Source organism: Algimonas ampicilliniresistens (assembly GCF_030159955.1).
Classification (GTDB): domain Bacteria; phylum Pseudomonadota; class Alphaproteobacteria; order Caulobacterales; family Maricaulaceae; genus Litorimonas; species Litorimonas ampicilliniresistens.
In genome coordinates, this window is record NZ_BSNK01000002.1 from 1,327,052 (window position 1) to 1,345,220 (window position 18,169).

An 18,169-nucleotide genomic window follows, 5' to 3' on the forward strand; every position below is an offset into this window, starting at 1 on the left:
CTTAGGTCCTAACTAGGGCAGGTTCGGCGATGCAGAGCCGGACTCGCTAGCCGCGTTTTCCCACCGGTCGAGTAGGGCATTGAACGATGATTGCTGCAAGATGTTGTCCGGTTTGGCAATTTGCGGCAGTTCAGCCATCGGGCGAGTTTCCAAAGCTGCGCCCATAACATCCGAGAAAATGTCGGCAGGCAGCGTGCCGCCAGTAACCCGTTTCATCGGCGCATTGTCATCGTCACCGACCCAAACGGCGAGACTGAGACCCGGCGCATATCCCACGAACCAAGCATCGCGATTATCATTGGTGGTGCCTGTTTTACCCGCCACGCTGCGGCCATTGACTTGGGCGCGCCGTCCGGTTCCTGCCTGAACGGTCCGCACCAGCATCCGGTTCATATAGCGAATTTCTTCAGGGTTCAGCACGCGGGCCGGTTCGGGTGACAGACGGTCGTATAGCGGCACACCTTCCCCGGTCGAAATCGACAATAGACCATAGCCGCTAGACGCGTCGCCCGCAGTCGCGAACGGCAAATAAGCCTCCGCCATGTCGATGACAGAAACGCCCTGCGCGCCTAATGCGAGTGAGGCAAAGGGTTGTAGCCCGTCTAGACCCAGCTCTGCTGCCGTGGCTACGATCTGCTCACGCCCGACTTCTTCGGCGATCCGAACAGATACGGTATTGATCGACCGCGCGAGGGCATCCTCCAGCGTTATCGCTCCGGCGAATTCCTTTTTGAAATTCCGTGGTTGCCAGCCATCGATGGAAATGGGCGCGTCCATCCTCACTGTCCAAGGCCGAAGCCCGGCCCTTAAGGCGCTTAAATAGACGATGGGTTTGAAGCTGCTGCCCGGTTGACGTTTGGATTGGACCGCGCGGTTGAACTGACTGTCCCGATAGTTCGCGCCCCCGACCATGGTAAGCACTTCGCCGCGATCCCCTAGCATTACCAGCGCGCCCTGCGTCGCACCGAGGTCTGGGTCGAGATGGCTCGACACAGCGGTCTGCGCGGCACGCTGTAGAGCTTTGTCTAACGTCACTTGAATGACGAGATCCCGGTTCGGAACGCCGACGCGGGCTTCGACTTCGGGCCAGATCCAGTCGATAAAGTAATCTGATGTATCGCTACGTCGGGGAGGTAGCACCACAACCGGCGTTGCCAGAGCCGCCGACAATACGCCGTCGTCCAGTAGATGCTGACGATTCATGCTGCGCAAGACTGTGTGCATACGGTCTGCGGCGCGCGCGGGGTTATGCGTCGGGTTGAGGGCGGAAGGGGCCTTGAGCAATCCGGCCAGCAGCGCCGCTTCCGAAAGCGAAAGTTGATCGGGGGCGCGTCCGAAATAGGTTTCGCTAGCGGCTTCTAAACCCCATGCGCCGCCACCGAAATAAACGCGGGACAAATAAAGACGCAGCAGTTCGTTCTTGGTGAACCGGCGTTCCAACCACACGGCGATAATCATTTCCTGAGCCTTGCGGGTCAGGGTCTGCTCAGGTGTCAGAAAGACGTTTTTCGTCAGCTGTTGTGTCAGCGTCGATCCACCTTCGACCACGCGTCCCGCGCGCAGATTGGCGAGCGTCGCCCGAGCTAGACCATAGGGATCAACACCGGAATGCGCATAGAAACGACGGTCTTCGGTCGCGAGAACGGCCTGCCGGACATGGGCGGGCAGAGACTCAATGGGCATGGGCGCTAAGGCATGTGCGCCGCGCACAGCAAGATCACGGCCTTGCCGATCAACAATTTGAATAGACGGCGGCCGTGTCTGTTCCCATAGTCGGGATGGATCAGGAAGGTCCGCGCTGATGTAGGCAAATGTGCCCAACACAGCCATCCCGATCAGGTAGCCAGCCGTACCGGCGCTCAGCAGCAGAGTGCGTGTGGTGCGGGTGAGCCAAGCTGGGACTTTAGGAAGCGCGACGCGCATAACGGGCCTTGCGTGAACGAGCCTCTATATTGCTCCGATCACGGTTAAGGTCCGCTTAAGTTTGTTCAGCTTGGCAGCTTTGCTGTTGGTCCGGCGAGCGTGCTTCCGCCGGCCCGTTTCGCGCCTTCACCGCGTGTGACATCTTGGTCGGTGGCGGCACAGAAAGACAGGACGGTAGCCCCTCGGGCGCGGTCTTCCTGTCCGGGTTGGATGAACTCAAGCCCACCCTCAGCTTTTTTCGCCACGATGAGATCGAGATTGTCACCCCGGTCACGATAGAGGTCTTCAAGCGTATATTCGTCCGATAATTTGGTGACGCGGAAGCGCCAGCCCGACCACCAATCACGGGTCAGGGCATCGAATGATCGCCCGCGCGAGGTCAGTGTGCGTCCGCGCGACGTATAGGCAATGCCAGCATCCTCTGCATCGCCATTGCCGTCATTATTGGTGACTTGGAATACACGGTGACGCCCGAGTTCTGGGGCAAATTCGACACTGACGAGCGCGTTGTAAGCGTCATTGGGTGTGGCCGCGATCAGGTGATTAAACTGCGAATGATCAAGCGAGTAATCAGCGTTCTCAGACAGGACTTCACCGAAAAACGTATTATGTCCGTCCAAACGTGCGGCCCGCAGGCGACGCCAGTTCGTGTCAGCAATCAACACCCCGATATTCATGTCGCGCAGCGCTTTGGCGAGGCCCAGTGACCAAGGGTTCGCGCCGACAATCAGCACCCCATCACCACCACCGGCACTCTGTCCCAACGCTTTGGCCAAGGGCCCGATAAAGAAGCCAGCAAAGATGACGGTTACGCCGACGAGGGCAAAGGCAAGGGGCACAAATAGCGCACCCTGATCCAGTCCAAGAGCCTGCAATTCGGCAGCGAAGAGACCGGCAACGGCAACGGCAACAATACCGCGTGGGGCAATCAAGGCCACCAGCAGGCTTTCGCGCCAATCTAGACCGGACCACAAAGTCGACAACATAACGGCGATCGGGCGGACAAGGATCATCATCGCGGCGACGAAGGCCCAGACGCGCCATTCCAATAAGAAGGCTTTGAGGACGGCGGGCGTCAGGGTTGCGGTTAGAATGACGAACACGCCCGAGACGAGTATGATGGTAATCGTTTCCTTGAATCGTCGCATTTCGACTTGCGCCGCGAACTTCAAATTCGCCATTGTCATGCCCATGGCAGTCACGGTCAGCAGCCCGGTTTCATCCGCCAGTTTGTTGGACAAAACATAGACGGCTAGGACCCAAGCCAGCACGACAGGGGCTTTGAGATATTCTGGAATATGGCCGCGCCGGAAAGACCAAGCGAGTCCATAAGCTGATGCAATGCCAACCACGAGCCCGAAGATGGCAGCAAAGGCTAACCGCCCGAAGATCGCGGCTGCACTGACGCCGGTCAGTTGAAAGACGATGATTTCATAGCCAATCACGGCAAACAATGCCCCGACCGGATCATTGACGATGCCTTCCCATTTCAGGACGTTGGCGGGTCTTTGTTTGAGATGCGCTTGCCGTAACAGGGGCATGATCACGGTCGGGCCGGTCACGACGAACAGACCGCCCACCATAATCGCGATTAGAAGCGGTAGGCCGACGATATAATAGGCCGCTGCAGCCCCTAAAACCCAAGCAATCGGTCCGCCGAGGAAGACCATCCGCATCACAGCATTGCGGGCATCGCCCAAGTCTCGGAAACGCAGGTTCAACCCGCCTTCGAATAGAATAATGGCAACCGATAGCCCGACGAGCGGCCTATAAAGATCGCCGAAATCATTGACGGGATCGAGCCTGAAAGGCGTGATTATAGTGCGCAGGACTTCTGGAAGGTCGAGTTGCAACAAGGCCCCGAGAAGCGGTCCGAAGATCAATCCGGCGACAGCCATCAGAACGATGGCAGGACGTTGCAAGCGCCAGGCTAGCCATTGTGCGCCAATCCCCAAAACGCCGATGAGGGCGATCTTGATTGGCAAGCTGAATGCTGCGTAATGCGCGGCGTCTGCTGCGGCGGAAGCGGCCATGCGGGGTCCGTAATGACGCGGGCGAACCCGCTACAAAGGACACGCTCTAGCGTTTGAGGTCAGTAAGGGGAAGCGGCTAGACAGGCTTTAGCAGCGTATGATCCATGTATTATTTAAAGGATCGATCAAGTTGTCATCCGCTGGATATCAAAACCAATTTCCTGCGTCCCGTAGCGGCCATTGTCATAATCATCGATCCGGTCTTGGAAGAAGTCGGTCACATGCCGATAAATCGCTTCGAAAAGCGGTAGCAGCGCGTTTTCAGTGACGGGTTGGGGAACGCGAATCTCGGCTCCGTCCTCTAAGCGGACGAACATGGAATCGCCTTCTTTGCGACAGGTCACTTTCAGCCGCATGAAATCCTTGTCCTCAGACACGCGTACGGCAAGGCCGAAGCTGATCGGTTTGAGCGGCAGATAGCCTTTCCCGGCGACAGAAAAGGCGGCCGACTGATAGTTTTCAGCGGAAAACCGGCCTTCGGGCGGAACCAGATAGACGCAATCACGGCGATCGCTCAGCCACGCGCATAATTCATCGCGCAAAGTCTCTGCCAAACTCCGAATTCGGGCATAGTTTTCAAAGCTAAGCTCACCATAACGGCCAGCGACGTTGAAGAGAGTCTCCAGACGCGCAGCTCTGTCGGGTGCGTGAGCGCGGGCTCCGTTGGATGTCTTCGTCTCCGTAGAGTCCGACTTTTTCTTATTCTTAGCCATGAGCCCCGGTGCGATTTGCGCGCCGAACTGTCAAGGCGAAGGGTCGCTTCAGCGGGCCCTAGTAATTCCTGGCCTCACCGAGACATACGCAAAGACACTGGCACGTAACTTGAATGGTGATGTGGGAAGCTCAGTCATTTTATCTGAGCCAGTCGTGAGTTCTTGGAGGCCGTCATGGCAAACGCATCGATCAAAGCCCTCGTTATTGTCGCCCTCGCAGGGACGAGCCTATCTGGCTGTTCCATCGTAGGGTCAGCAGCAAACGGTGCCTGGAGCGGTACTAAAGCCGTCGCGGGTGTCGCCACATATCCTGTTCGCAGGGTCCTGCGCGGCGCACCGGACACTGACACGCAATTTGCATCTGTCGAAACAGAAGAAGTTGTCGAGGTCAAAACGGCCAGCATTGAGGGTGGGACAACGACCACAACCTCAACTCAGAAGACAGTTGAAATCGTCGAGACAGTCAACCTCTCTGCGACTGAATCCTACGATGTTGTGACGGTCGATAGCACGTCGTTCATTCAGCTGAATGGTGAGGGATCTCTGAAGGATTGGCGTGCCTGTGAAGTGCAGTCCAAAGGCTATTGGGTTTATAACGACATAAACATGACCGGATCGCTCAACCCGAAATTTGAAAGCTGCATGCGCGCTATGGATTATACGCTGGAAACCCAGCTGAGCGACGCCATGCTCGCCATGCTTAAATATGACGTCAAAGAGACGTCTGACACAGTCTTACTGGCTGAAACAGTGACAGAGACCAAAACTGTGAAAACGGACATGAAGATGGCCGCCGCCGAGCTTGAAAGCGACGTGACTATTGTTGAGACCGCACCGATCACGCTGATGGCTGAGACAATTGTTGAAGTTGAGAGCCCCACAGTTATGGGCACCTCCATGGTGACAAAAACCACCACAACGGCAAAACAATCGGGCGATATCCTTGATACTGTCAAAATCTCTGCCAACAAATCCTATGATATTGTGACCGTCGATGATGTGTTGTTCATTCGGCTCAATGGTGAAGCGTCCATGACGGAATGGCGTGCCTGTGAAACTCGCACGAACGGCTATTGGGTGTTTGACGAAACTAACGTGATCGGATCGCTTAATCCGGATTTCGAAAACTGCATGCAGGGTCTCGATTACACGCTTGAAACAGAACTGGGCGACGATCTTCCAGCTGTTTTCCTAGACGATAGCGATGATGTGTTGGAGATTACTGAAACGGCTGAATTGGCCATGGATGTCCAACCCACACCTTAAGTCTCATCCATAGACTTCAAAACGGCCCTCAAGCCGTCCTGATAGGTTTTGAAACGCGGCTCCCACCCGAGCCGCGTTTTTATATGTGAAATGTCCACTTTCTTAGACTCAGCGTAGAAGCTCCGCGCCATTGGCGAGACGGATGGATCATTAAGGCGGACAATAGGCGGGACATCGCGCCCGATAAGGTCTGCCGCGAAACGCAGAACATCCCCGGGTGGAGCCGGATGGCCATCGGCAACATTATAGATATCCTGCGGACTTGGCCGGGCTATCGACGCGATTAGGGCTGAGACGATATCGTCAATATGGATGCGATTGACCACATGTCCGGGCGCATCAATGACCCGGGCGCTGCCGTCGATGATCTTTGTGAAAGGCGCACGACCTGGACCATAGATGCCTGCAAGACGGAAGATGTGCGTTTGGGGACAGGTCTCCAGCCACGCCAACTCAGCGTTCGCGCGGCGGTATCCACGCTCTAATCCCGGCGTCGGCGCTTCCCCTTCAAAGGCCCATTGTCCGGACCGGTCCCCATAGATGGACGTCGCGGATAAATAGCCGATCCATTTTGCATGGCTCTTTGTGCCTCTCAACGCGCTTAAAGCGGCGTCTGATCCGTCCCGGCTCGGTGGAACTGAGGTGAGAACGATGTCTGCGCGTTCAAATGTGTCTCGCATCGCTGCGGACCCAAAGAGCAGGTCGCCATTAGCTCGTGACGTATTTTGGACCGTCGCACCAGCGCGCTGCAATACGGGCGCCATCGCCTGAGCGACATAGCCATAGCCGATCAACAGCACATGCGCGCCAGATAGCGTCACAGCGGGTCCAGAGGTCAGAGGTAACTGCAATGTAACGCGCGGACGCATTGTCGCGATGATCCCCCAGCCTCTATAACGCGCTCAACATGACGCGATTTTCCCAAACTCTTCTTTCCGCCGCAGCGACGCTTCTGGCAAGCTTAGCCTTGGCTTTGCCCACACATGCTGCAGATATGACGGAAGCGCTCGACGCGAAACATAAGGCCTGTTTGGAACGAATTGCTGTCGATCAGGAATTGGCGCTGGAAGAGGCGATGATCTGGAACGATCAAGGCGGCGGTCGCCGGGCGCGCCATTGTGAGGCGATGGCGCTATTTGCTGTGGGTCATGAGGCAGAAGCCGCCAACCGGCTCGACCAACTGGCCTCTGGCTCGGATGGCGGTTCTAAAGAGATGCGGCGCAATTTCCGCTCGGAAGCGGCCAATTTTTGGCTAGCCGCCGCAAAGCCAGAAAAGGCCCATGCATCCGCCACGGCGGGACTCGAATATGATGATGAGTTTGCCGATCTGCGCATTGCCCGCGCGCGTGCCGATGTCATGCAGGGAGAATTTGAAGAAGCCGAAGCGGAATTGAGTCTTGTGATTTTCCAAAACCCAAGCCACGCCGAAGCGTTGCGTTACCGCGCCGATGCCCGCTTACGGCAAAAGCGGTTTGTGGCGGCTAAGGACGACATTGAAACGTCGCTGAAAGCCGACCCGACATCGGTCGAAACGGCGCTCTTACGCGGCCATATCAATGAGGCCATTCGATTGTCTGATCAGGAAGCAACGCTCAGCGAATAGAGGCCATACGACGTCTGTTATCGATGGCGGAGTGTGAGTGCGCTACTCTGGCTCAATTCGAAGAGGAGACGTTATGATTGCTTATACTACGGTCGGCACCAACGACATGGACAAGGCCAAGGCCTTTTATGGAGAGCTGTTGGCGGAACTAGGCGCGAAACCGGGCTGGTCGTCCGACACGTTCACAGGCTTCAGCGTCGCGCCAAACCAACCAAGCTTCGCTATCTGCACGCCATTTGATGGCCAGAAAGCAACGGTCGGAAACGGAATGATGGTCTCTTTGCTGGCGGGGACGAAGGACAAGGTCGACAGTCTTCACGCCAAGGCCTTAGCTCTCGGCGGCACGGATGAAGGCGCCCCGGGGGTCCGGGCCGATATTTTCTATATGGCCTATTTCCGCGACCTCGACGGCAACAAGATCGCTGTTTTTGCGCCGAATAAGTAAGGCCTTACTCTGCGGCGGGTAGATCCAGGGTTTCAAGGAAGAACTCTAGGATCTGCCGGTCACGGTGGACCTTAGACGTCGCCGCCCGGAAGCCATGCTTTTCACCCGGGTAGGTCATCAGGCGCAGATTGTGGCGACCCGCCTTCTGCATCGCATCCATGAACTTCACCGTATGACGGAAGACGACATTGTCGTCGGCCATGCCGTGGATAACAAGTACGGGTTCTGTCAGCCCGTCAATATGCGGGAAAACGGAGCCGTTTTCATAAGCGCCTTCACTATAGTTCGGGTGGTCGGGTCGAGGGTCACCAAGATAGCGCTCTGTGTAAGCCGTGTCGTAAAGCGCCCAGTCGGTGACAGGTGCGCCCGAGACTCCTGAAGCATACAGATCGGTCTGCGCTAACATCATCAAGCTCATATAACCGCCATAGGACCAGCCATAAACGCCCATCCGGTCCGGATCGATAAAGTCTTGGGTCTTAAGCCATTCAGCCCCGACTTTTTGATCTACGACTTCGGCGCGTCCAAGGGCGCGGTAGAGCACGTCCTCAAAAGCTTTGCCCCGGTTCGTGCTGCCGCGACCATCGAGCGCGAAGACGACGAAGCCATGATGCGCGAGCATCCGGGCGAGGTGCTTACGCTCCCACCGGTTCATCACGCGCTGTACTCCGGGTCCGCCATAAACGATCGTGATTGATGCGCGTGGCTCGCCGGGCTTGAGGTCCAGCGGCTTATAGAGCGAGTAGTGGAGTTCTGAGCCATCTTCAGCGTTCAGCGTGCCATATTCTGGCTCGATATGGGCATCCAGGTAAGGCGCATAGGGATGATCCGCATCGAGCGCGTTCTGTGACAACCAGGTCAAGGGTGTGCCGTCGGCTTCAAAGGCTCTGACCTGTGACGGCACATTGTCGTTGCTGTAGGTGCCGAGATAGCGGCTGCAATCCGAATTGAACGATGCGCCGTGCTGGCCGTCGCTTGTCGTCACTTGGGTGGCGATGACCCGTTTGTCGGTCGCGCCCTCTTCGCCCTCATGCGCCAAGACTTCCATCGTCTCGACTTTGAACAGATGTTTTGAGACTGGGCTGTCCTGCCAGCCCGTCAGATAGATTGAGCCATCACTGGCGGTACAGCGAATGCTGTCGACGATAATGTCGGATGGTGTCAGCTGTTGGGCGCCGTCTTCAGTGATTTCGTAATAATGCCGCAGTCCGTCGCGCTCACTGACCATGCGTAGGCCGTCTTTGACGGGCTTGAAACCCGACCGGATATTGAGCCAAGTCTCACTGGTTTCCTGATAAAAAACCTCGGACGTATAATCCGATAAATCGACCCGGTAGATGGTGTGCGTTTTATGATCCCGGCTCAGCACGCCCGCATATAGGGCCCGGCTGTCGGGTGCCCAGGCGACACGTGTGAGATAGATGTCTGCATCATCGCCAAGATCGACCCAGCGCGTTGCACCGCCCGTTACTCTGACAACGCCCAGCTTAACAGTGGCATTATCTGTCCCAGCAAACGGGTAGCGCTGATCAATGGTGGTGATGCCATCAGGTCCGATATTGGCGCGCGTCTCAATCGCAATCGGGCTTTCGTCAATCTGTGTGTAAGCGGCGCGTCTGGCATCAGGCGACAACCAATATCCCGTCGAGCGGGCGAGCTCTTCCTGCACAACAAAAGACGCTGTGGCGTTGCGGACCGTGTCTGAGGACGAGTTGGTGAGCTGGCGCTCTAGTCCGGTTGCGAGTTCTTTCACGAACAACTCATTGTCGCGAACATAGGCAATTAAGGACCCGTCTTTGGAGACTTTTGGATCGGTTTCAAAACTCGACGTTGCCGTGACCTGCCGCGCCTCATTCGTTGTCAGATCATAGAGGAAGATGTCGCCGCCGAGCGGAAACATGAGTAGGTTGTCGCCAACCCAACTATAATCGACAATGCCCGACGCATATTGGCGCGCGCGTTCGCGGCGATTTTTTTCTTCTTCGGACAGTTCTTCGGGCGCGCCGAGTAAGTCTGTCGAGCTGACCAGCAAGCGGCCTTCGCCTGTTTCGATATCGTAAGCCCAGAGATCTTGCTGCAGCGGATCATCGTCGCGACCTTGCAGCACCGTGACGAATTCTCCGCTGGGCGCGATGCGCGCGCGCGTCAGAGACGCTCCGTCCAGTCCAGTGCTGGCATGAAGACGTTCGGGGGTCAGTCGCCCTTCGCCCGGATCCGAGGTCAGGTAACTCTTACGCTGTGCTCTGGGGGTGAGTGCGTCAGACGCGGCTTTCTGCAAGGCCGAAACCGTGTCGTTGGGCTCACTTTCGCTAACTGGAGATATGTCCTCACTGGATGAGCCGGAACAGCCCATGAGTGCTGCGCCGAGCAGACAGGTCGTGAGAAGGCGAAGGCGCATGGTCGTAGCTCCGGTGTCGAGACATAGGTTTACATCGGGCTTACGCTGCAGCCCGTACAATCGCAACTATAGCTACATGACAGGCAGGATTTCGGTTTCGTGTCTGAAATGGTGTTGTCAGTTCCTTCGGCTATTGTCTTGCCAGCTTCGCCGCCGCGACCGATAAGCCGCCTATGCCGGACCTTCGTCCCGTCTTTTTTGTTATCGGGCTCATGGCGTCGGCCATGGGGCTGCTGATGTTTGTCCCGATGGGAGTGGATCTGCTCTACGGCGATCAATCCTGGCAGGCCTTTGCGATTTCCGGTGTGATTGTGACCCTTGTTGGCGGGGCCTTGGCGACCGCGACCTACACGCCAAAGCCTGATCTTCGCGCGCGGGGAGCCTTCGTTTTGACGGTCTTTTCCTGGATCGTTCTGGCTGTACTGGCGGCCCTTCCGTTCCTGCTCGATCCGGTTCGCCTATCGCTGACGGATGCCCTGTTCGAAGCGACATCTGGTATTACGACAACCGGCTCGACTATTCTGACAGGCTTAGACGATATGCCGAAAGGCATTCTGCTCTGGCGGGCCATGCTGCAGTGGATCGGCGGGATCGGGATTATTGTGACGGCGATGGCGATCCTGCCCATGCTGGGGATCGGTGGGATGCAGCTCTTCCGATTAGAAAGCTCCGACGTCGGCGAGAAAATTCTGCCGCGCGCGCAATCAATCGCGCTGACAATCGCGCTCATCTATCTCGGTCTGACAGTCGCTTGCGCTTCGGCTTATATGTGGACGGGGATGAGCGGCTTTGATGCCTATGCCCACGCCATGACGACGATTGCGACAGGCGGCTATTCGACATCTGATGCGTCGATGGGCGGGTTCATGGATGATGGGGCAGATATTGTCTGCATGATCTTCATGGTGCTCGGTGCATTACCTTTTGGCATGTATATGCTCATGGTTCGGCGCGGGCAATTTGGTGCCCCTCTACGCGACCCGCAGGTTCGAGCTTTCATCTTCGTGATTACAATGCTCAGCCTGCTCGTAATGGTCGGTCTGATTGCATCGGGCGCACAAGATAGCGAGTTGGGGCTATTACATTCGCTGCGTCTATCTGCGTTCAACACCATCTCCATTATCACGGGCACGGGCTACGCAACGGCTGACTATATGACGTGGGGTACGCTGGCGATTGGCGCGTTTTTCTTCTTCATGTTTATTGGTGGCTGTGCGGGGTCAACGGCCTGCTCGATCAAGATTTTTCGCTACCAAGTCGCGATGGAAGCGATGCGCGCCTATCTGTTCCGCATGCCACGCCCGCACTCAATTGCCCCGATGCGCTATGGCGGGCGACCGCTACCCGACACGGTGGTTTACTCGGTGCTGGGCTATTTCTTCCTGTTCTTCATCACGGTTGCCGTGACGGCTGGGGCGCTGAGTGCGATGGGGCTCGACCCCGTGACGGCATGGTCCGGAGCGGGCAGTGCTGTCGCCAATGTAGGCCCCGGACTCGGCGAGATCATTGGGCCGAGCGGAACCTACCAAGACCTGCCGAATGCCGCGAAATGGGTCTTGCTCAGCGCCATGATCGTGGGTCGATTGGAAATCGTCACAGCCCTCGTGGTCGTGACACCGTCATTTTGGCGCGCTTAGGCGGGTGCAACCTCATCGACGGGGAAGACATGTTCTACGTCGCAAAATTCACACAGGGCTCGGATCATGCCGTCCTCATCGGCCATTTCGGCGCGGGCCGCTGCATCGAATGACTTAAGCGTATTGGCCAATCGTTCGCGTGAGCAACGGCAGTCCGCACTGACACTCTGACGGTCCAAGACACGCACACCGTCTTCATTAAACAGACGATAGAGCAGCCGCTCCATCGGTAATTCCGGATCGACCAACTCAGCATCCTCAACCGTGCTCATCAGAGCTTTCGACGTGTCGAAAACATCCGATGTGTCGCCGCGTGTGCCGTCTTCGGCGACGCGTTGGATCATTATGCCGCCACCTGCCCAAAGTGATCCAGTGTCGCCGACAGATTGACCGACAGCGAGACGCATCATGGTTGGAATTTGGTCGGATTGTTCAAAGAAATGTTCCGCACAATCAGACAGGCGTTTGCCTTCAATCGCAGAAAGGCCCTGATAGAGGTCCATGTCCTGCCCTTGATCAATGGTCATAGAGAAAGTGCCGCCGCCCAGCAGGGCTTCCGCGCCCGGATCGCGATTATCCAACATAACGGATTGCAAAGCGGCCTCATCATAGCGGGCATAGCCGCGAATTTGGCCATCTGTCGTGCAATCGGCCATCAGCAGGCTGACCGCGCCATCATTCGTGCCGTGGCATTGCACCACCAGTCGCCCTTGAAATTTTAGCGATTGAGCGACGAGGGCGCCGACAATCATGGCCTCGCCGAGCAGTCGCGCGACAGGATCGGGATAGCGGTCCGCGAGGGCGGTTTGCAGCGCAGATGGCAGCCGCACAGCCCGCCCGCGAACAGGGGCGATTACATCATCGGTCCCACCGACCGTGAAGACGGTGAGTTCATTAGTTTGAATATCTTGCATGGGCGGGAGATGGGGGCGTGGGCTTAGATTTCAAGGCGTGTATGTTTGCTCGCTCAAGCTCGTAGCAGGACGCTATTATCGCCCATTCAGGGGCGAAAATTCCGGCTCTGCCGGATTATTTACCTGCCTTTCCAAACGGGCGCGCGCTTTTGCAGAAACGCCATGGGTCCTTCGCGCATGTCCTCTGTCTGGGCGACACGACCAAAGGCTTGCAGTCCCGCATTCATCAGCTCTGCATCCGTCGCGTCAAAGGCTTGCCGTGTGACCGACAAAGACTCGCGGACTGCAATGGGCGCGTTTGCTGCGATCTGTTTCGCCAAAGACCGGGCTTCGTCCAGAACTCGATCGATTGGCACAATACGGTTGACGAGGCCGTGTTGGTGAGCCGTCTTCGCGTCAATCGGATCGCCGGTCGCGATCATCTCCATGGCAATGGCTTGTGGCACGCGCCGAGCGAGGCGGTGAACGCCGCCGGCGGCCGCCACGAGCGAGCGTTTTACTTCAGGCAGACCGAAGCGCGCAGCGCTATCCGCGACGACCATGTCAGAAGCCAGCGCGAGTTCCATGCCGCCCGCCAGAGCGGAGCCTTTCACAGCGGCAATCCAAGGCTTTTTACGTTTAGAGGACGCATAGCCTGCAAACCCGCCATCTTTGGTCGACAGCAGATGACCTTTGCCCTCGCTGATCGCTTTCAAATCCGCGCCCGCACAGAATGTCTTGTCATTCGATGAGGTCAGGATCGCGACCCAGATATCGTCATCAGCCTCAACATCCTTGACCACCCAATCCAGTGCTTCGGCGAGTTCTGGTGAGACGGCGTTGCGTTTCTCAGGGCGGTTCAGCGTGACAATGGCGACATTGCCCTCACGCTCATACTGGATCAGCGTGCCGACGCCGTCTGGGCGAGGATTGGGTTTGTCAGTCATGTCGATCTCCATATTCCTTTTAGCTGTAGCGCGGCCTCGCGAATGCGACACGTCGGGTCGCACTTTATTACGTCCTTGATTGCGACTTAGGACCATTTAGTTCCAGTTCACGTTCACGGGGCTATCCAACCCGGAACAGGCTTGGGAGGGTCATATGAAAATTAAAATGTTCGCCGCGGAACTCGTCGGTACGGCGGTGCTTGTTCTCATTGGGTGCGGCACGGCTGTGCTCGCGGGCGCGGAAGTCGGGCAGGCGGGTATCGCTGCCGCTTTTGGTCTGGCCATCGTCGCAATGGCTTACGGAATTGGTCCGATATCGGGCTGTCACATCAACCCGGCTGTTTCGCTTGGTATTTATGTCTCTGGTCGTATCGACGCAGCGGAGATGGTTCGGCACTGGATTGCTCAATTCATTGGCGCGAGTATCGGTGCAGCAATCCTTTATTTCATCGCTAGCGGCACGGCCGGATACGATCTTGCCACAGACGGATTAGGCCAGAATGGTTGGGGCGCGGGCTATCTGGGTGAATACAGCCTTGCAGCAGCCTTTACATTCGAGGTCGTCGCCACCTTCATCTTTGTCATCGTCATTCTTGGCGCGACGCAAAAGACGGCTCCGGCTGCCACGGCGGGTCTCGCGATTGGCCTGACGCTCTGGGCGATCCACCTACTTGGCATTCAAGTGACGGGCGTGTCTGTTAATCCGGCCCGCAGCTTTGGACCCGCTTTATTCACCGGTTTGGGCCAGCTCTGGTTGTTCATCCTTGCACCGGCCATTGGCGCTGTTCTGGCCGGAGTAACATTCCGGGCGGGCCTGCTGGAGCGCCGTGATGGCGACGTTGCCTAAATCTGGATGCACAGTCTTAATCATCAAGCCGCCCCATCAGGGGCGGCTTTTTTTCTGAATAAGCGTCATTCTAAGGCCCGCGTTGACGCGTGTCGCCAAAGCCTTACCGTAGGCTGAAAAGTACACGGGGAGACGGTGATGGGACAGGCGGCCACAGGCGGGATGAAGATTCCTGACCCTTATTCATTGCCGCTTGAGACATTGGATGTGTCGAAAGCCGCGCTCTTCGCTGCTGATGCGCATGGCGAATATTTCCGTCGTTTGCGTCAGGAAGCCCCCATCCATTATTGTCCGGACAGCATGCACGGTCCCTACTGGTCGATCACGACCTATGAAGACATTATGGCAGTGGATACAAACCACGCCGACTTTTCCAGCCAAGATAATATCGTTATTGGCGATGCGCCCGAAGACTTCATTACGCCGATGTTTATCGCGCAAGATCCCCCCATTCACGACGACCAACGCAAGGCGGCGCAGCCCGCCGTGCAGCGCCCACAACTAATCGTGCTAGAGCCGCAAATCCGTGATCATGTCTGCGACATTCTCGATAATCTACCGGACGGCGAGTTTAACTGGGTCGACACAGTCTCGCGTGAATTGACCTCACGAATGCTCGCGACCTTGTTCGATATTCCTCAGGCTGATCGTTACAAGCTGACGGAGTGGTCCGACGTGGCCACAACCGCCGAAGGAGCTGGGATTGAAGACGTTGATGCGGAAGCGCGTCAGGCCGAACTGATGGAGTGCCTGCAATATTTCGCCACGCTTTGGGGTGAGCGGGCGCAAAAGCCGCCACAGATGGATTTTGTGTCCTTGCTAGCGCATAATCCGAACACGAAAGACATGATGTGCAACCCGCTGGAGTTTCTCGGCAACCTCATGCTGCTCATTGTCGGCGGCAATGACACGACACGCAATTCGATCAGTGCCGGCGTTGTGCAGATGGATCGCAATCCGGCTGAATGGGCCAAGCTGAAAGCCGATCCGTCCCTGATCCCCAATATGGTAGCGGAGACAATCCGTTTTCAAACCCCGCTCGGTCATATGCGCCGCACGGCGGCGCGCGATGTCGAGTTTAAAGGCCATAAGATCCGCGAAGGTGACCGCGTCGTGATGTGGTATGTCTCTGGCAATCGCGATGAGGCGTTTTGGGGCGATCCAGATGTGTATCGGATCGACCGTAATGAGGCCCGTCGGCACATGTCATTTGGCTTTGGCATCCACCGTTGCATGGGCAACCGTGTGGGCGAAATGCAACTCCGTATTCTGTGGGAAGAAGCTCTGAAACGGTTCGACCGGATCGAAGTGATCGGAGAACCCGAACGTGTCTCCAGCAATTTTGTCATGGGCTATGAAGAGGTGATGACGCGGGTGCACCGGAAATAGATCGCTACCAATTTGACCAATGTTTATAGGTAGCGTTGCAAATCGAACGCTGCCCGCTACACAATTGCAATGACTGATCGCCAATATCCCATCCCCTCCGATTTCGCCTCAGTGTCCAACCTGAAGCCATCTGACTACCGCACGCTTTACGAACGATCCGTCACAGACCGGGAGGGGTTCTTTCGGGATCAAGGCGCGCGCGTTCACTGGATGACGGCACCGAGCCATGTTGGGGACTGGTCGTTTGAAAGCCCAGTTAAGATTGAGTGGTACAAGGACGGCGTTCTAAACGTCACGGAGAGTTGCCTCGATCGGCATCTGGAGACACGCGGCGACAAGGTTGCGATCCTGTTTGAAGGCGACGAGCCGGGGAACTCTCGTAAGTTGACGTATCGGGAGTTGCACGGTGAGGTCTGCCGCTTTGCCAATGTGCTCAAGGCGCGGGGCGCGACCAAAGGTGACCGGATTACGCTTTATATGCCGATGATCCCGGAAGCCGCGGTGGCTATGCTCGCCTGCGCCCGGATCGGCGCGGTGCATTCCGTCGTGTTTGGCGGCTTCTCGCCAGAGGCGCTGGCAGGGCGGATCGTCGATTGCGACAGCCATATTCTGATCACGGCCGACGAAGGCGTGCGTGGCGGACGCACAGTGCCGCTTAAGGTCAATGCTGATGCGGCCTGCCAGATTGCGGCGAAAGCGGGCGTCAGTGTGGACACGCAGCTAGTGGTGCGTCGCACGGGCGGGGATGTTAGCTGGGATGCGGATCGCGATGTCTGGCTGCATGAGGCGGTCGCGTCAGTTTCTGGTGACTGTTCGCCCGAACCCATGAGCGCCGAAGACCCGCTCTTCATCCTCTATACGTCAGGGTCGACCGGGCAGCCCAAAGGCGTGCTGCACACATGCGGGGGCTATCTCGTCTGGGCGGCGATGACCCATGATTATGTATTCGATTTGAAAGAGGACGATGTTTATTGGTGTTCCGCCGATGTCGGCTGGGTCACAGGTCACACCTATATCGTCTATGGTCCGCTTGCGAACGGGGCGACGACGGTGATGTTTGAGGGCATACCGACTTACCCAGATGCGTCGCGTTTTTGGCAGGTCTGTGACGACCATCAAGTGACGCTGTTTTACACAGCTCCGACGGCGATCCGTGCGCTGATGCGCGAAGGCGACGGCCCAGTGCAAAAGACGTCCCGCAGTTCGTTGCGCCTGCTGGGCACGGTTGGTGAGCCGATAAACCCGGAAGCGTGGGAATGGTATTTTCACACGGTCGGTGAGGGGCGCTGTCCGATTATCGACACATGGTGGCAGACGGAAACGGGCGGGGCGATGATTGTGCCTTTGCCCGGTACGACACCGATGAAGCCGGGGGCGGGGACATTCCCAATGTTCGGTGTGGAGCCTGCCTTGGTGGATGCGGACGGCAACACTCTGAGCGGCGCGACGGAAGGCAATCTGATCCTGAAGACAAGCTGGCCGGGCCAGATGCGCACGGTTTATGGCGATCATGAGCGGTTCGAACAGACTTACTTCTCCACCTATCCTGGCAGCTACTTCACCGGCGACGGGGCGCGCCGTGACGAAGACGGCATGTATTGGATTACGGGCCGCGTGGACGATGTCATCAATGTCTCCGGTCACCGCATGGGTACCGCCGAGGTTGAAAGCGCGTTGGGATCTCACCCATCTGTCGCGGAGAGCGCGGTGGTCGGCTATCCGCACAATATTAAAGGGCAGGGCATTTACGCCTATGTCACGACCACGGCGGGCACAGAGGAAACGGACGCACTCAAGGCCGAGCTGGTGAAACATGTCCGCACCGAAATCGGACCGATAGCGTCACCCGACCTGATCCAGTTCAGTTCCGGCTTGCCGAAGACCCGGTCTGGCAAAATTATGCGCCGCATCCTGCGCAAGATTGCCGCCAATGATTATGGTAATCTTGGCGACACGAGCACGTTAGCGGATCCGAGCGTGGTCGATGCGCTGATCGACGGGCGGATGAGTGGGTAATGTGACTGGGCTAGCGCTAACTGCGAGATGCTCAGAATAGCCGTGACCATCTGCCTGTT

General features: G+C 57.1%; 14 protein-coding genes. 7 read left to right on the forward strand and 7 right to left on the reverse strand.

Annotated features, from left to right (window positions below):
* Positions 1–12: 12 nt before the first annotated feature.
* The 3 genes from QQL54_RS14280 to QQL54_RS14290 all read right to left on the reverse strand — a co-directional run bounded on the left by QQL54_RS14280 (position 13) and on the right by QQL54_RS14290 (position 4,669).
* Complete coding sequence (locus QQL54_RS14280) at positions 13–1,923, reverse strand: transglycosylase domain-containing protein (RefSeq protein ID WP_284391999.1); 1,911 nt, start codon at positions 1,921–1,923, stop codon at positions 13–15.
* A 65-nt stretch (positions 1,924–1,988) separates the two neighbouring features.
* The gene (locus QQL54_RS14285) at positions 1,989–3,956 is read right to left on the reverse strand and encodes a cation:proton antiporter (protein ID WP_284392000.1); all 1,968 of its coding nucleotides are present in this window, start codon (positions 3,954–3,956) and stop codon (positions 1,989–1,991) included.
* 125 nt (positions 3,957–4,081) lie between these two features.
* Positions 4,082–4,669: a hypothetical protein gene (locus QQL54_RS14290; RefSeq protein WP_284392001.1), complete on the reverse strand. Its 588-nt coding sequence runs from the start codon at positions 4,667–4,669 to the stop codon at positions 4,082–4,084.
* A 174-nt stretch (positions 4,670–4,843) separates the two neighbouring features.
* On the opposite strand from QQL54_RS14290, the gene QQL54_RS14295 reads away from it, so the two are divergent.
* Positions 4,844–5,935 (forward strand): hypothetical protein, encoded by a 1,092-nt coding sequence (locus QQL54_RS14295; RefSeq protein WP_284392002.1) that lies wholly within the window; start codon positions 4,844–4,846, stop codon positions 5,933–5,935.
* On the opposite strand, the gene QQL54_RS14300 is transcribed toward QQL54_RS14295, so the two are convergent.
* Complete coding sequence (locus tag QQL54_RS14300; RefSeq protein ID WP_284392003.1) at positions 5,932–6,804, reverse strand: Rossmann-fold NAD(P)-binding domain-containing protein; 873 nt, start codon at positions 6,802–6,804, stop codon at positions 5,932–5,934. The two genes, QQL54_RS14295 and QQL54_RS14300, sit on opposite strands and share 4 nt — an antisense overlap.
* A gap of 38 nt (positions 6,805–6,842) precedes the next feature.
* Between QQL54_RS14300 and QQL54_RS14305 the strand changes: the two genes are divergently transcribed.
* Together QQL54_RS14305 and QQL54_RS14310 are read left to right on the forward strand one after the other, a co-directional pair.
* Complete coding sequence (locus QQL54_RS14305) at positions 6,843–7,538, forward strand: tetratricopeptide repeat protein (protein ID WP_284392005.1); 696 nt, start codon at positions 6,843–6,845, stop codon at positions 7,536–7,538.
* Positions 7,539–7,611: 73 nt separating this feature from the next.
* Positions 7,612–7,983 carry a VOC family protein gene (locus QQL54_RS14310; RefSeq protein WP_284392008.1) on the forward strand — a complete coding sequence of 124 codons (372 nt, stop codon included), beginning with the start codon at positions 7,612–7,614 and terminating at the stop codon, positions 7,981–7,983.
* Between the two features lie 4 nt (positions 7,984–7,987).
* Here the strand turns inward: QQL54_RS14310 and QQL54_RS14315 are convergent, their stop codons facing one another.
* The gene (locus QQL54_RS14315; RefSeq protein WP_284392010.1) at positions 7,988–10,381 is read right to left on the reverse strand and encodes a S9 family peptidase; all 2,394 of its coding nucleotides are present in this window, start codon (positions 10,379–10,381) and stop codon (positions 7,988–7,990) included.
* Between the two features lie 173 nt (positions 10,382–10,554).
* Between QQL54_RS14315 and QQL54_RS14320 the strand changes: the two genes are divergently transcribed.
* Entirely contained in the window at positions 10,555–12,018 is a 1,464-nt protein-coding gene (locus QQL54_RS14320; RefSeq protein WP_284392012.1) for a TrkH family potassium uptake protein, read from the forward strand.
* Here QQL54_RS14320 and QQL54_RS14325 read toward each other — a convergent pair.
* The gene (locus tag QQL54_RS14325) at positions 12,015–12,932 is read right to left on the reverse strand and encodes an Hsp33 family molecular chaperone HslO (RefSeq protein WP_284392014.1); all 918 of its coding nucleotides are present in this window, start codon (positions 12,930–12,932) and stop codon (positions 12,015–12,017) included. The genes QQL54_RS14320 and QQL54_RS14325 overlap by 4 nt on opposite strands.
* A gap of 119 nt (positions 12,933–13,051) precedes the next feature.
* The gene (locus QQL54_RS14330) at positions 13,052–13,858 is read right to left on the reverse strand and encodes an enoyl-CoA hydratase-related protein (RefSeq protein ID WP_284392016.1); all 807 of its coding nucleotides are present in this window, start codon (positions 13,856–13,858) and stop codon (positions 13,052–13,054) included.
* A 160-nt stretch (positions 13,859–14,018) separates the two neighbouring features.
* On the opposite strand from QQL54_RS14330, the gene QQL54_RS14335 reads away from it, so the two are divergent.
* From QQL54_RS14335 to acs, 3 genes are all read left to right on the forward strand, one after another.
* Complete coding sequence (locus tag QQL54_RS14335; protein ID WP_348520764.1) at positions 14,019–14,705, forward strand: aquaporin; 687 nt, start codon at positions 14,019–14,021, stop codon at positions 14,703–14,705.
* A 138-nt stretch (positions 14,706–14,843) separates the two neighbouring features.
* On the forward strand, positions 14,844–16,094 hold the full coding sequence (locus QQL54_RS14340; RefSeq protein WP_284392019.1) for a cytochrome P450: 1,251 nt from the start codon (positions 14,844–14,846) through the stop codon (positions 16,092–16,094).
* A gap of 69 nt (positions 16,095–16,163) precedes the next feature.
* The gene (gene acs, locus QQL54_RS14345; protein WP_284392024.1) at positions 16,164–18,110 is read left to right on the forward strand and encodes an acetate--CoA ligase; all 1,947 of its coding nucleotides are present in this window, start codon (positions 16,164–16,166) and stop codon (positions 18,108–18,110) included.
* Positions 18,111–18,169 lie beyond the last annotated feature (59 nt).

Bases quoted from the DNA above. Each gene is read 5' to 3' on its own strand.
- QQL54_RS14290 (WP_284392001.1), bottom strand. From the start codon at position 4,669: ATGGCTAAGAATAAGAAAAAGTCGGACTCTACGGAGACGAAGACATCC.
- QQL54_RS14300 (WP_284392003.1), bottom strand. From the start codon at position 6,804: ATGCGTCCGCGCGTTACATTGCAGTTACCTCTGACCTCTGGACCCGCT.
- QQL54_RS14305 (WP_284392005.1), top strand. From the start codon at position 6,843: ATGACGCGATTTTCCCAAACTCTTCTTTCCGCCGCAGCGACGCTTCTG.
- QQL54_RS14280 (WP_284391999.1), bottom strand. From the start codon at position 1,923: ATGCGCGTCGCGCTTCCTAAAGTCCCAGCTTGGCTCACCCGCACCACA.
- QQL54_RS14295 (WP_284392002.1), top strand. From the start codon at position 4,844: ATGGCAAACGCATCGATCAAAGCCCTCGTTATTGTCGCCCTCGCAGGG.
- QQL54_RS14325 (WP_284392014.1), bottom strand. From the start codon at position 12,932: ATGCAAGATATTCAAACTAATGAACTCACCGTCTTCACGGTCGGTGGG.
- acs (WP_284392024.1), top strand. From the start codon at position 16,164: ATGACTGATCGCCAATATCCCATCCCCTCCGATTTCGCCTCAGTGTCC.
- QQL54_RS14285 (WP_284392000.1), bottom strand. From the start codon at position 3,956: ATGGCCGCTTCCGCCGCAGCAGACGCCGCGCATTACGCAGCATTCAGC.
- QQL54_RS14330 (WP_284392016.1), bottom strand. From the start codon at position 13,858: ATGACTGACAAACCCAATCCTCGCCCAGACGGCGTCGGCACGCTGATC.
- QQL54_RS14340 (WP_284392019.1), top strand. From the start codon at position 14,844: ATGGGACAGGCGGCCACAGGCGGGATGAAGATTCCTGACCCTTATTCA.
- QQL54_RS14315 (WP_284392010.1), bottom strand. From the start codon at position 10,381: ATGCGCCTTCGCCTTCTCACGACCTGTCTGCTCGGCGCAGCACTCATG.
- QQL54_RS14320 (WP_284392012.1), top strand. From the start codon at position 10,555: ATGCCGGACCTTCGTCCCGTCTTTTTTGTTATCGGGCTCATGGCGTCG.
- QQL54_RS14310 (WP_284392008.1), top strand. From the start codon at position 7,612: ATGATTGCTTATACTACGGTCGGCACCAACGACATGGACAAGGCCAAG.